Source organism: Reyranella sp. (assembly GCF_965279465.1).
GTDB lineage: Bacteria > Pseudomonadota > Alphaproteobacteria > Reyranellales > Reyranellaceae > Reyranella.
The window spans coordinates 2,546,742-2,559,243 of the sequence record NZ_OZ257242.1 but is presented as its reverse complement, the minus strand read 5'-3'; the positions used below and the strand labels follow the sequence as shown (position 1 = coordinate 2,559,243).

The following is a 12,502-nucleotide window of genomic DNA, read 5'->3' as shown; positions in this document are numbered from 1 at the left end:
GAAATGAGCAAGGCCTTCACCAGAGAAAGCGACGGTGACGACGAGGACGACCTGCCGGAAGAGTCCGGCGGGCTGCCGATCACCGCCAAGAACTACATGACCCCGGAGGGCTTCGCGCGCCTGCGGGACGAGCTCGACGCGTTCTTGCGCAAGGAGCGGCCGGAGGTGGTGAAGGTCGTGAGCTGGGCCGCTGGCAACGGTGATCGCTCGGAGAACGGCGACTACATCTACGGCAAGAAGCGGTTGCGCGAGATCGACCGCCGCGTCCGTTATCTCAGCAAGCGGCTGGCCAATGCCGAGGTCGTCGACTCGGCCAAGCGCGGCAAGACCGACAAGGTATTCTTCGGCGCCACCGTCACCACCGCCACTGAAAAAGGCGAGGAGCGCACGGTCAAGATCGTCGGCGTCGACGAGGTCGATCTCGCCAAGGGCCACGTGAGCTGGATCTCGCCGATCGCCAAGGCGCTGCTGCGCGCCGAGGAAGGCGACGTGGTGAAGCTGCGCACGCCGGCCGGTGTGGAAGAGCTGGAGATCGTGAAGGTCGAGTATCGTTAGGCTGAAGAACTCGCTCACCTCTTCGGAGGGCGGTTTTCACAGCATCGGCTTTGCCACTCGCGCAGCGCATTCACGATCTTGCTGGGAGCGCTCTTGGTTACATCGAAAGCAGCGCCAGGTCCTGGAACCAGCTCTGGGCCTGGACGAAAGTCTTGATCCGGGGTGACAGCGCGCGCGGCGTGGTGTCGTGATAGACCCAGATCATCACCGCGTCGTCGACCGCCCTGGCGTGGGCCAATGCCGCCAGCTCGTCCTGCTTCGCCGGATCGAAGGTGTTCTGCATCTCGAGCACGAGCTTGTCGATCTCGGGGTTCCTGTAGCCGCTCCAGTTGACGCCCACCGGCGCGGCCTGGTCTGACGCAAAGAAGCGATTTACGGCATAGACCGGGTCGGAGGTGACGTGCGTGACGTTGGTCGCGGTCACGTCCTTGTTCATGTCGGCCTTGGCGCCGCCGCGCCATCCGGTCATCAGCATCTCGAGCTCGACCGGCTTGAAGGAGATGTCGATATAGACCTCCTTCAGCATCTCCTGGAGCGCTTCGTTGACGGTCTGGTTGGTGCCGCTGGCCTGGATCGAGATGCGCGAGGCCATCGGCTTCGATTTGCTGTAACCGGCTTCCACCATCAGCTTGCGCGCCTCGTCGGGCGCATACCTGATCTCGAAGGTCGGCTTGCCGAACCACGGGCTGGTCCTGTCGACCTCGCCGTAGGCGGGCCGCACCATGCCGTTCAGCAGCTTCACGATCGCGTCGCGGTCGATCGCGAGGTTCGCCGCCTTGCGCACCCGCACGTCGGCCCAGGGCGAGCCTTCATAGACCGACGGATGGTACTGGAAGACATGCGGCGTGATGTTGCTCGAGATCCGCGCGCCGCTCTGCTTCAGCCGGTCGATCATGTCGGGCACGGGCGCGTCGATCATGTCGACCGTGCCGGAGATCAGCGCCGCGCTGCGACCGGAATCCTCAGGCACGCACATCAGGATGATGCGATCTACCTTTGGGATGCGCTTGGGGTTCCAATAGCCGTCGTTCCTGACGAGCTCGGCGCGCTCGCGCGGCACCAGGCGCGAGAGCTTGAACGGCCCGGTGCCGGCGGGCTCCGAGGCGAACTTGTTCCAGTCCCTGCCGACCTTCTCCCACTGCGCGGGGCTCGAGACCAGGAACCACAGCAGCTGATAGGGGAACAGCGAATCGACCGACTTGGTCTTGAGCTCGACCGCCATGTCGCCGGCCTTGCGGTAGCTCGCCAGGCTCGGCAGGCGCGGCCGCACCTGCACGGACTGGCGCGTATCGAACTGCGGGCAGTCCTTGTTGAAGATCTTGTCGAGGTTCCAGATCACCGCATCGGCGTTGAAGGCCGAGCCGTCGTGGAATTTCACGCCGTCGCGCAGCTTGAAGGTCCATAGGGTCTTGTCCGATTCGTCGACCGACCATTCGGTCGCAAGACCGGGGATCATCTTGCCCGGCCGGTCGGTGACGTCGAGTTCCCACGCCACCAGCGGATCGTAGATCGTCAGGCCGGTATAGACATAGGCGTAGGCGCCGCGATCGGGCTGGCCCGTGGTGAGCGGGATGTCGGTCATGTAGATGCCGTAGCGCACGACCTTTTCCTGCTGCGCCCGCACGGACGGCGGCAGCGCGAGCGCCGCAGTCCCGGCGAGAAGCGAACGGCGTCTGATCTGCATGGCGGCACCCTCAATGATTGGCGCCACGACCATGCGACTCCCGTGCCAAGCGCTCGCACACACGCTGTCAGGGTTTCGTGAGGCGCTCGAGATAGGCCCGCGCCCGGGTCTTGCCGTTGTGGATCGCCCAATCGAGCGGCGTGGCGCCCCACAGCGGATCCGCAATGTCGGTGCGAGCGCCGCGCGAGACCAGCAGCTCCATCAGCTCCAGGTTCTCGTCGATCGCCGCCTGGTGCAGCGGCAGGCTATGCGTGTGCACGGGCAGAAAGCCGTTGGGGTCGGCGCCGGCGTCCAGGGCCATCCGTGCGGCGACGTTCTCGCGATTGATTGCCGCGAGCCCGAGCGCGCGCTGGATCTCCTCGCGCGACGCTTCCGCCAGCAACGCGGGCAAACGATCGAGATCGCCGAGCGCGGCTGCAATGCCGGCCGTCAGCGGCAGGCCGCCGGCGAGCAGAGTCCGCACCGGCTCGAGTTCCCAATGCGCGAGGGTCGTGTCGATCGCTTGCGGCGAGGCGGTCGCTCCAGCCTCGATCAGGCACGCGATCAACGGCCCCTGCAGGCCCTGCTCGCGCGCGGGTGAACTGGTCATCACCAGCTCGAGCGCATAGTCGAGATCGGCCTTGTCGACACCGCGCGCGATCATGGTCTGCGCGACCTCGACCATATTCGCCGGCATACGCTTCATCAGCGTCGGATTGTTGGCGATGAACCAGAAGAGCCTGGGGTCGCGGAAGTACTGGAAGCGGCTCGCCTTGCGATAGGCCTCGGGACCCAGGATGCGCTCGCGCAACAGGCGCGGCTCGGCGTCGAGGAGGCGTCCCAATCGCCCAGAGTCGCCCTTCTGCAAGGCCTTCACGGCCGCCCGAAAGGACGGGTCTGCGATCCGTGCGCGGTCAAGTAGTGCGACGATCTCCGCCTTGTCGGCGGCCTTGCCGCGCTTCGCCGATCCAAGAGCCACCCTGCCCTTGCGATCAGGCTGCCATTCGAGTGCATTGCCGACGATCAGCCGTTCGACCAGCGCCAAGGGCCCGCGGGCGGCCGCGGCATGCAGTGCCGTCTCGCCGGCCGCGTCGTTGCGCGGATTGGCGCCAGCGTCGAGCAGTGCGTCGACGATCGCGAGACGGGTCTCGGCCGGAGCCCGTGACGTACAGGCGTGCCAGAGCGGCGGGCCATTATCACTCGACTCGCCTTCGGGACTGGCGCCGTCTGCCAGCAGGCGACGCACCGAAGCGACATCGCCGGACCTTGCCGCCGCGCTCAGAGGCGACAGCGGCACGGCAGCCTCCACCTGCCGCTTGAGATCGGCCCAGCTCGCAGCACCATGCTCGGCGGCAAGCTGGCGTTGCGCGACGGCGAGCTTCAGCGACTTGTCCCTGGCCAGACGCTTGGCCTGCTTGCGCAGATGTTCCTTCGACGGATTTGGGGGCAACACGTGATTCTCCCTTTCCCAGAGGCCCGGTGTCCGCGCGCGGGCAGGAAAGGTCGAAAGACCGAAGAATCTTTGGCAGGCGGGCTGAGCCCTTTCCGCGGACGGGTGGCCGCCTTGTCCGGCCACCCGTACTCTAGCGGTTCAGCTTCGGCTCAGCCAGCGTGGCGCAGCACCGCTCCGGCGCGAGCGCCGGTATGCTCGCCGTCGACCACGTTGACGTGGCCGTTGACCAGGGTCGCCTTGTAGCCGGTCGCGCGCTGGATGAAGCGCGCCGCGCCGCCCGGGAAGTCGTTTACCAGCTCGGGGTGCTTCTCGGCCACGGTGGCGGCGTCGAACACGTTGATGTCGGCGCGCTGGCCAACCGCGAGCGTGCCGCGGTCCTTCAGGCCCATGATGCGCGCCGGCACCTTCGTCATCAGGCGCACCGCTTCCTCGAGCGAGAAGAAGCCGGTCTCACGCACCCAATAGGACAGCATGAAGGTCGCCCAGCCGGCATCCATCACCTGCGTGACGTGCGCGCCGGCATCGCCGAGGCTCGGGAAGCAGCGGTCGCTCTTGAACATGTGCCGCAACGCGTCGAGGTTCGAGTTGAACATGCGCAGGGTGAACAGGCCCTTGCCGTTCGACTCGCGGCCGATGCGCAGGAAGGTTTCCGCCCAATGCTCGCCGCGCGCGGCGGCCATGGCACAAAGGTTCATCTCGTCGCCCGCCGTATAGGCCGGCGTCGGGCCGTCGCCGAGATAGAAGACCTTTTCGACCGGCGTGCCGAGATTCTGCTTGAAACCGTTGGCCTTGGCCTCGGCCATCAGCTGTGCATGGAACTCGGGATCGCCGACCGCGGCGACGCGCTCCGCGAGGGTGGGCATCCTGCGCAGCCGCGACCAGGCCGCGCCGCGCACCGGCAGTCCAGCCTGCAGCCCGTAGATCATGCCCGACGCGCGGACCTGGGTGATCGCCGTCATGTCGCGGCCCACGCACAAGGCCTCGAGCGCGGTCCTGCGTTCCTGTGCCATCGCCAGGTCGGCGCCGCCCGTTCCGTAGCTGAACAGCAGGCGTCCGTCGGCGGCATCGGCGATGGTGCGCAGCACGTCGCCGTCGGCGCCGACCGCCTGCATCAGCGCACCGCGGGGCCCAACGACCCTGGCGATCGCCACCAGCTCGGCGGGATCGGCGAAGGTGCCAGGGATCGAGCGGCCATCGGGCAGCTTGTGCGGCGCGAAACGGTTGGTCGAGAAGCCGACGGCGCCGCGATCGATCGAGCGCGCGACGACATCGGCCATCTCGGCACGCTCCGCGTCGGTCGCCTGCTCCTCGACCGCGCGCTCGCCCATGACGTAGAAGCGCACCGCGCTGTGGCCGACGAGGCCCGCAATGTTGATGCCGGGCCGGAGCTTCTCGACCGCATCGAGGTAGCCGCCGTAATCCTCCCACGACCACGGCAGGCCGTTCAGGATCGCATGGCGCGGAATGTCCTCGACCGTCTCCATCATGCCGGCGAGCAGTTCCTTGTCCTGTGGCCGGCAGGGCGCGAAGGTCACGCCGCAATTGCCGAGCAGCGCGGTGGTGACCCCGTGCCAGCTCACCGGCGTGCAATTCGGGTCCCATCCGATCTGCGCATCGAGATGGGTGTGGATGTCGACGAAGCCCGGCGTGACGGTCAAACCGTCGGCGCCGATCTCGCGCCGTCCCTTCTCCGCCACCCTGCCGATGGCGACGATCTTGCCGTCACTCACCGCGACATCGCCGGTGAAAGCAGAACTGCCCGTTCCGTCGACGATGCAGCCGCCGCGGATGACGATGTCGTAGGTCATGGCGTTTCCCCTGTCGTTGTTATTCAGCAGTCGAAGAAGACGGTCTCCTTTGGGCCGCCGAGATGGACGGGAAGGCCCCACACGCCCTTGTCGTCCTGCTTGGCGAGCAAGGTCGCGCGGCGCTCCGGATCGATCATCTTCAGCACAGGATCTTCGGCATTGGCCGGATCGCCGTCGAAATAGAGCCGCGTCGCGACGCGGTTCAGGAGCCCGCGCGCGAAGATCGAAATGCTGATGTGGGGCGCCTGCATGCCGCCCTGGGGCCACGGCACCCGGCCGGGCTTCACCGAGCTGAATCGCGCACACCCCTTGGTGTCGGTCGAGGCGCGACCATAACCATCGAAGCCGGCATCTAGCGGCAGGTTGCGGCGATCCTCGGGATGGTTGTAGCGGCCATGGCTGTTGGCCTGCCAGACCTCGAACAGCCCGTCCGGCACGATCACGCCCGCTCCGTCATACAGGGTCAGCGCGAGCTCGATCCGCTCGCCCGCCACGCCCGGAGGGGCGAGCTGATGGTGATAGGCCTTGATGATGGTGCCGAAATAGAACGGCCCGATCGTCTGCGATGGCGTCAATCCTTGCGACATATCTAGCCTTCCATCGGCGTGGCATTGCGGCCGCGCAGAACGATATCGAACTTGTAGGCGAGCGCCCATTCCGGCCGCGTCGAGTCCATGTCGAACGACGCCTGCAGCCGTTTGCGCGCACCCTCCGGCACCGAGTTGTAGATCGGGTCGTAGCCGAGCAGCGGATCGTTGGGGAAGTACATCTGCGTGATCAGGCGCGTGGCGAAGGCGGGGCCGAACAGCGAGAAATGGATATGCGCCGGCCGCCAGGCATTGTGGTGGTTCTTCCACGGATAGGCGCCGGGCTTGATGGTGATGAACTGATAGCGGCCATCCTCGTCGGCTCGTACGCGCCCGCCGCCGTAGAAGTTTGGATCGAGCGGCGCGTCGTGCTGGTCGCCCGGATGATGGTAGCGGCCCGCGGCGTTGCATTGCCAGATCTCGACGATGGCCTTCGGCACCGCCTTGCCGTCCTGATCGAGCACCCGGCCGTGCACGATGATGCGCTCACCCAGCGGTTCGCCGGAGCGCTGCCTGGTGAGATCGTTCTCCAGCGCGTCGAGCCGCTCGCTCTCGAGCAGCGGACCGGTGATCTCCGACAAGGTGTGCGGCAGCACGATCGCGGGCTGGCGCGGCGCGCGGCCGACCGTCGACTTGTACTCGGGCGACAGATTGGGCGGATGCGCGTCAGCCGGCGCGCGACGGTAGATTTCCTTTTCCATGGGCCCGAGTTTACCGCTCACGCGGCGCGCACCTCCAGCCCCTTCGGCGTGGCGCGGTATCCGGTCAGCGTACGATCCGCGAAGCCGATGCGCCAATTCAGCATCTTGTGGGCGTATTCGCCCATCCGGGCGGCGTAGGCCGGATCGGCGGCACGGTTCACGAACTGGCCAGGATCCTTCTTCAGGTCGAAGAAGAGGGGCGGCAGGGCGGCGAAGTGGACATACTTGTAGTGCTCGTCCTGGACGACGGCGAGGCCGCACTTGTCCATCGGAACACCGAGCGAGGATTCAGGCTTGCTGTAATGCAGGTCGCGGAAGTCGTACTCGTAGTGCACCTCGGTGCGCCAGTCGGGCGGCACGTCGCCCTCGCAGAACGGCAGCAGCGAGCGGCCGTCGACCTGACGCGGGATCGGCAGGCCGAGCCAGTCGAGGATGGTCGGCGTGGTGTCGACGGTCTCGGTGAATTTGTCGACAATCGTGCCGCGCGTGCCGTTCGCCTCCTCCCTCGGATCGCGGATGATCATCGGGATGCGATACGACTCGTCGAAGTAGGCGATCTTGCCCAGCAGGTGATGGTCGCCTGCCTGCTCGCCATGGTCGCAGGTAAACACGATCAGCGTGTCGTTCCATTGGCCGGTCGCCTTGAGGTAATCGAACACCCGGCCGAGATGATGGTCGATCTCGCTCATCAGCCCGCAATAGGTCGCGCGCATTTGGGCGATCTGCGCCTCGGTCATCTCCGAGCCCAGCCCCTTGCCGTCCTGGAAGAAGCTCGCCTGGTTGATGTTGTTCACATAGTAAGCGAGCAGCGCGTTCTGCTTGGCCTCCTCGGCCGCCGACGCCGCGCGCACCGGCTTGGGCATGTCCTCCGGCTGGTACATCGCGTTGTACGGTTCGGAGGCGATGAACGGCGGATGCGGCCGGTAGTAGCCGAGATGCAGGAACCACGGCGGCCGTCCCGCACGGCCCTGAAGGTAGGCGAGCCCGCGCTCGGTGAACCAGGCGCTGTCGGAGAGTTCCTTCGGGATTACGGCCGGCTGTGCCGTCGCGCCGCCGTCGGACGCGCCCTGCGGCTTCCAGATGTCTTCACGCACCGCGGGGAACTTGAAGCCCTGGCCCGCGACCCAGCCGAAATAGGCGTCGCGATTCTCGAACGCGCCGACCGAATGGAAGCCGTCCATGATGTCGCCCAGCACGAAGAAGCGCGGATCGTTGGGCGCCGTCCTGCGCGGGTCGGGCGTAGTCGTGGTGTAGCCGACCAGCGCGGGATCGTAGCCGCCGCGGCGCAGCTCGTGCGCCAGGTTGGTGAAGCGCGAATCGAGCGGGATGGTGTTCTGCACCGCCCGATGGTTCATCATGTACATGCCGGTCAGCAGGCTGGCGCGCGCCGGCCCACACGGCACTGCTTGCGTGAAATGGTTGCGGAAGGTGACGCCCTCGGCGCAGAGCTTGTCCAGATTGGGCAGCTTCAGGTAATCCGCCCCGAGCTTGGGCAGCATCAGGCCGCGCCACTGGTCGACCACGATCAACAACACGTTCTTGGCGGCTGGCATGCGTTTCCTCAAGGTTGGACCGGCACGATAATACGCTAGAGTGCCGTCAAGGCACTGGAGGAGACTAGACGTGGCGAAATTCAAAATAGTGACAACGGCCGGCCCCGGTACCGGCGTCCCGGGCGCCGACCACTCGCTCGAGATGGAGGCGCTGGCGGGCATCGGAGCGGAGATCGTCGAGGTCAAGGGCGGCGAGGACGAGCTCGCGGCCGCGGCCGTCGATGCCGACGCGATCTACGGCAAGGGCCGCCCGCGCATCACCGCCAAGGTGATCCAGGCCGGCAAGAAGCTGAAGGTCGTCTCGCTCGCCAGCGTCGGCGTCGACTCGGTCGACGTCGAGGCTGCGACCGCGCTCGGCATTCCTGTGACCAACTGCCCCGACACCTTCATCGAGGAGGTGGCCGACCATGCCATGACCCTGATCCTCGCGTCGTGGCGCCGCCTCGTGGTGCAGGACCAGATGGTGCGCAAGGGCGAATGGGGCAAGGCGCGGCCGATGCTCTATCAGTTCCCCCGTCTCATGGGCATGACGCTGGGCTTCATCTCCTTCGGCCATGTCGCGCGCGCCGTCGCCAAGCGCGCCGCGCCGTTCGGCTTCCAGATGCTTGCCTACGATCCCTACATCGAGGAGCTGGTGATGTCCGACTACGGCGTGCAGCCGGTCGGCTACGACGAGCTGCTGCAGCGCTCCGACATCGTCTCCATGCATGCGCCCGGCACCAAGGACGCGCATCACCTGATGAAGGAAGCGCAGTTCCGTAAGATGAAGAAGACCGCGCTGTTCGTGAACACCGGCCGCGGCTCGACCGTCGACGAGCCGGCCATGATCAAGGCGCTGCAGGAAGGCTGGATCGCCGGCGCCGGCCTCGACGTCGTGGAGGTCGAGCCGATCGGCCACAACAACCCGTTGCTCGGCATGGAGAACGTGATCCTGACGGCGCACGTCGCCTCGGCTTCGAGCCGCTTCGATACCGCCCGCAAGCGCCGTGTCGGCGCCGAGATGGCACTCGTGCTGGGCGGCAAGTGGCCGCGCGCCTGCGTCAATCCCGCGGTGCTGGAAAAGTCCAAGCTCGAGCGTTGGCAGCCCTACTCGATGGAACGTGGTCCGGGCAACTAGGCAACGCGCTAAACGCCCAGGACCACTGGCTACGCGGTCTTGGGCGTCATCCGGTCACGGTCGCGCATGTTGCGTTCGCACTCGGCCAGGCTGGCAAACGGGCCGAGCACGACCTTCTCGCCGTCGTCGAGTGCGTACCAGCCAGGCTCGGTGACGTTGTAGTCGCCGACGTCCTCGGACGCGATGTAGGCGGCGAAGAGATCGTGCTTGTCGACCGGCAATTCAACCACGGCGCGTCCAATCCTTGAGGTTCGCCGCGCCCGGAGGCACCTCGCCTTTGACCAGCGCCTCGACCTGACGGACCGTGTCGAAGGCTTGGCTTTCACTCGCGGGCGGCGTCAGCCCCCCAATGTGGGGCGTCGCGATAACGTTCGCCAGCCGTGCGAGTTCCGGCGAGGGCATCTGGTCGGGCGCGCGGCCGACATCCATGGCGGCGCCGGCGATGCGGTTCTCCGTCAGGACCTTCAGCAGAGCCGCTTCGTCGACGAGGTTGCCGCGCGACATGTTGATGAAGAAGGCGTCCGGCTTCATGCGGGCGAAAGCCGCTGCGTCCAGCAGATTCTCGGTCTCCTCATTGGCGATGGCGAGGCAGATCACGTAGTCGGCGCGGCCCAGAAGGTCCTCCATCGGCACCTTCTGGAAGCAGCGATCGTCGACCTGGGCGTAGGGATCGGACACCAGCACCGTCATGCCCATCGCCGCCAGCACCGGCGCCAACTCGCGCGAGATGCGGCCGTAGCCGATGATGCCGACCGTGCTGCCGCCGAGCTGGCGGCCGACCCTGATCTCCGGCTTGCGGCCCTCGCGATAGTCCGTCGCCGCGCGCGTGATGCCGCGCGCGAGATCGACCAGGAACCCGACCGTCAGCTCGACCACCGACGTCACGAAGCCCGGCTCGGCATGCGTCACCAGCACGCCCGCCTGCGACGCCGCGGCGACGTCGATGTTACGGATGTCGACGGCGCTCCGCATCACGACCTTGAGCCCGGGCAGGCTCTCGAAGATCACGGCCGGCACTGCCGTCGCGCGATCGGCAATGATGAAGTCCACCTCGCGCGCCGCGGCGATCACGCCCTGCGAATCGAGCGGGACATCGCCTTCATGCAGCGTCACCTCGGCCAGCTCCTGCAGCCGCGCGAGCGCCCGGGCGCCGTAATATTGTTGGCGGGCCTGCGGAACATGGGTCAGCAGCAGCTTCATCATTTGGCGTAGGTCTCCTGTCGTCGGGCTTTGGCGCCCGAACCTCCCTCCTGTCGAGAGAGTCGACCTTACGCCAGGGCGCGGGCGATAATGCGCAAAATCGCCCTTGGAGGAACACGCCGATGACAGCCGCCCGCAAGAAGCCCGAGGAGCTGCGCAGCGCGCGCTGGTTCGCACCCGACGACCTGCGCGCCTTCGGCCATCGCTCGCGCGCCATGCAGATGGGCTATGGGCCGGAGGATTGGGTCGGCAAGCCGGTGATCGCGATCCTCAACACCTGGTCCGAGGCCCAGCCCTGCCACATGCACTTCAAGAGCCGCGTCGACGACGTGAAGCGCGGCATCCTGCAGGCCGGCGGCTTCCCGATGGAGCTGCCGGCGCTGTCGCTGTCGGAGAGCTTCCTGAAGCCGACGACGATGCTCTACCGAAACCTGCTCGCCATGGACGCCGAGGAGCTGTTGCGCGGCCATCCGGTCGACGGCGTCGTGCTGATGGGCGGCTGCGACAAGACCACGCCGGCGCTGCTGCTCGGTGCGATCAGCATGGGCATCCCGGCGATCTACCTGCCGGCCGGACCGATGCTGCGCGGCAACTGGAAGGGCAAGGTGCTGGGCTCGGGCTCCGACGCCTGGAAATACTGGGACGAACGCCGCGCCGGCAAGATCTCCGACGACGACTGGCTCGACGTCGAGGCGGGCATCGCACGCAGCTACGGCACCTGCATGACGATGGGCACCGCCGCGACCATGATGGCGATGGCCGAGACGCTCGGCATGACCCTGCCCGGCGCCTCGTCGATCCCGGCCGCCGACGCCAACCACATCCGCATGGCCGCCGAGACCGGCCGGCGCATCGTCGACATGGTGTGGGAAGACCTCACGCCGAAGAAGATCCTGACCCGGGAGGCGTTCCTCAACGCCATCACCGTCGCCATGGCGGTCGGCTGCTCGACGAACGCCATCATCCACCTGATCGCGATGGCGCGCCGGGCCGGCCACGAGGATGTCGGGCTCGACGATTTCGAGCGCGCGAGCCGCATCGTGCCGGTGATCGCCAACATCCGGCCGTCGGGCGACAAGTACCTGATGGAGGATTTCTTCTATGCCGGCGGCTTGCCCGGCCTGCTCGAGCAGATTCGCGGGCAGCTGCATCTCGACGCGATGACCGTCACCGGCAAGACGCTGGGCGAGAACGTGAAGGGTGCGGAGGTGTACAATGACGACGTGATCCGCCCGGTGGCCAATCCGATCTACAAGGAAGGCGCGCTGGCGGTTCTGAAGGGCAATCTCGCGCCCGACGGCTGCGTGATCAAGCCGAGCGCCTGCGCGCCCAAGTTCCTCAAGCACACCGGACCGGCGCTGGTGTTCGACGACTATACTTCGATGAAGGCGGCGATCGACAGGGACGACCTTGACGTCACCGAGGACACTGTGCTGATCCTTCGCAACGCCGGGCCGCAGGGTGGGCCGGGCATGCCGGAATGGGGCATGTTGCCGATCCCCAAGAAGCTGGTGAAGCAGGGTGTGCGCGACATGGTTCGGCTCTCCGATTCACGCATGAGCGGCACCAGCTACGGCGCCTGCATCCTGCACGTCTCACCGGAGAGCTACATCGGCGGACCACTGGCGCTGGTGAAGACCGGCGACATGATCTCGCTCGACGTCGACAACCGCACGATCGACATGAATGTTTCCGACGAGGAGCTGGCCCGGCGCCGCGCCGCCTGGAAGCAACCCGAGGCGCGTTACGAGCGCGGCTACGGCTGGATGTTCACCCGACACATCAAGCAGGCCAACGAAGGCTGCGACTTCGATTTCCTCGAGACGAAGTTCGGAGCGCCGGTTGCCGAGCCCTCCATATACTGA

At 66.5% G+C, this 12,502-nt stretch carries 11 protein-coding genes; 3 read left to right on the top strand and 8 right to left on the bottom strand.

The features are described from left to right. Positions 1 to 3: 3 nt before the first annotated feature. A complete protein-coding gene (gene greB, locus ACQY8M_RS12520) occupies positions 4 to 555 on the top strand; it encodes a transcription elongation factor GreB (RefSeq protein ID WP_428672381.1) in 552 nt (183 codons plus the stop codon). A 97-nt stretch (positions 556 to 652) separates the two neighbouring features. Here the strand turns inward: greB and ACQY8M_RS12515 are convergent, their stop codons facing one another. The 6 genes from ACQY8M_RS12515 to ACQY8M_RS12490 all read right to left on the bottom strand — a co-directional run bounded on the left by ACQY8M_RS12515 (position 653) and on the right by ACQY8M_RS12490 (position 8,320). Next, positions 653 to 2,239, bottom strand: a complete 1,587-nt coding sequence (locus ACQY8M_RS12515) for an ABC transporter substrate-binding protein (protein ID WP_428672379.1) — start codon at positions 2,237 to 2,239, stop codon at positions 653 to 655. Positions 2,240 to 2,306: 67 nt separating this feature from the next. Next, positions 2,307 to 3,671: an ankyrin repeat domain-containing protein gene (locus ACQY8M_RS12510; RefSeq protein ID WP_428672377.1), complete on the bottom strand. Its 1,365-nt coding sequence runs from the start codon at positions 3,669 to 3,671 to the stop codon at positions 2,307 to 2,309. 149 nt (positions 3,672 to 3,820) lie between these two features. After that, a complete protein-coding gene (locus ACQY8M_RS12505) occupies positions 3,821 to 5,479 on the bottom strand; it encodes an N-acyl-D-amino-acid deacylase family protein (RefSeq protein ID WP_428672375.1) in 1,659 nt (552 codons plus the stop codon). A gap of 23 nt (positions 5,480 to 5,502) precedes the next feature. Next, positions 5,503 to 6,066, bottom strand: a complete 564-nt coding sequence (pcaG, locus tag ACQY8M_RS12500; RefSeq protein ID WP_428672373.1) for a protocatechuate 3,4-dioxygenase subunit alpha — start codon at positions 6,064 to 6,066, stop codon at positions 5,503 to 5,505. A 2-nt stretch (positions 6,067 to 6,068) separates the two neighbouring features. Further along, positions 6,069 to 6,767: a protocatechuate 3,4-dioxygenase subunit beta gene (gene pcaH / locus ACQY8M_RS12495; protein ID WP_428675354.1), complete on the bottom strand. Its 699-nt coding sequence runs from the start codon at positions 6,765 to 6,767 to the stop codon at positions 6,069 to 6,071. Between the two features lie 17 nt (positions 6,768 to 6,784). Next, positions 6,785 to 8,320, bottom strand: coding sequence for an alkaline phosphatase family protein (locus ACQY8M_RS12490; RefSeq protein WP_428672371.1), 1,536 nt, complete (start codon positions 8,318 to 8,320; stop codon positions 6,785 to 6,787). A 70-nt stretch (positions 8,321 to 8,390) separates the two neighbouring features. On the opposite strand from ACQY8M_RS12490, the gene ACQY8M_RS12485 reads away from it, so the two are divergent. Beyond that, the gene (locus ACQY8M_RS12485) at positions 8,391 to 9,437 is read left to right on the top strand and encodes a C-terminal binding protein (protein ID WP_428672369.1); all 1,047 of its coding nucleotides are present in this window, start codon (positions 8,391 to 8,393) and stop codon (positions 9,435 to 9,437) included. 29 nt (positions 9,438 to 9,466) lie between these two features. On the opposite strand, the gene ACQY8M_RS12480 is transcribed toward ACQY8M_RS12485, so the two are convergent. Then, a complete protein-coding gene (locus tag ACQY8M_RS12480; RefSeq protein ID WP_428672367.1) occupies positions 9,467 to 9,667 on the bottom strand; it encodes a hypothetical protein in 201 nt (66 codons plus the stop codon). After that, complete coding sequence (locus ACQY8M_RS12475; protein WP_428675353.1) at positions 9,660 to 10,637, bottom strand: NAD(P)-dependent oxidoreductase; 978 nt, start codon at positions 10,635 to 10,637, stop codon at positions 9,660 to 9,662. The genes ACQY8M_RS12480 and ACQY8M_RS12475 overlap by 8 nt, the downstream gene beginning before the upstream one ends. Before the next feature lie 122 nt (positions 10,638 to 10,759). On the opposite strand from ACQY8M_RS12475, the gene araD reads away from it, so the two are divergent. After that, positions 10,760 to 12,502: an L-arabinonate dehydratase gene (gene araD / locus ACQY8M_RS12470; protein ID WP_428672365.1), complete on the top strand. Its 1,743-nt coding sequence runs from the start codon at positions 10,760 to 10,762 to the stop codon at positions 12,500 to 12,502.

What these genes read in the sequence shown, in the direction of transcription:
- greB (WP_428672381.1), top strand. Translation starts at nt 4, where the DNA reads ATGAGCAAGGCCTTCACCAGAGAAAGCGACGGTGACGACGAGGACGAC.
- pcaG (WP_428672373.1), bottom strand. Translation starts at nt 6,066, where the DNA reads ATGTCGCAAGGATTGACGCCATCGCAGACGATCGGGCCGTTCTATTTC.
- ACQY8M_RS12475 (WP_428675353.1), bottom strand. Translation starts at nt 10,637, where the DNA reads ATGAAGCTGCTGCTGACCCATGTTCCGCAGGCCCGCCAACAATATTAC.
- ACQY8M_RS12490 (WP_428672371.1), bottom strand. Translation starts at nt 8,320, where the DNA reads ATGCCAGCCGCCAAGAACGTGTTGTTGATCGTGGTCGACCAGTGGCGC.
- ACQY8M_RS12515 (WP_428672379.1), bottom strand. Translation starts at nt 2,239, where the DNA reads ATGCAGATCAGACGCCGTTCGCTTCTCGCCGGGACTGCGGCGCTCGCG.
- pcaH (WP_428675354.1), bottom strand. Translation starts at nt 6,767, where the DNA reads ATGGAAAAGGAAATCTACCGTCGCGCGCCGGCTGACGCGCATCCGCCC.
- araD (WP_428672365.1), top strand. Translation starts at nt 10,760, where the DNA reads ATGACAGCCGCCCGCAAGAAGCCCGAGGAGCTGCGCAGCGCGCGCTGG.
- ACQY8M_RS12505 (WP_428672375.1), bottom strand. Translation starts at nt 5,479, where the DNA reads ATGACCTACGACATCGTCATCCGCGGCGGCTGCATCGTCGACGGAACG.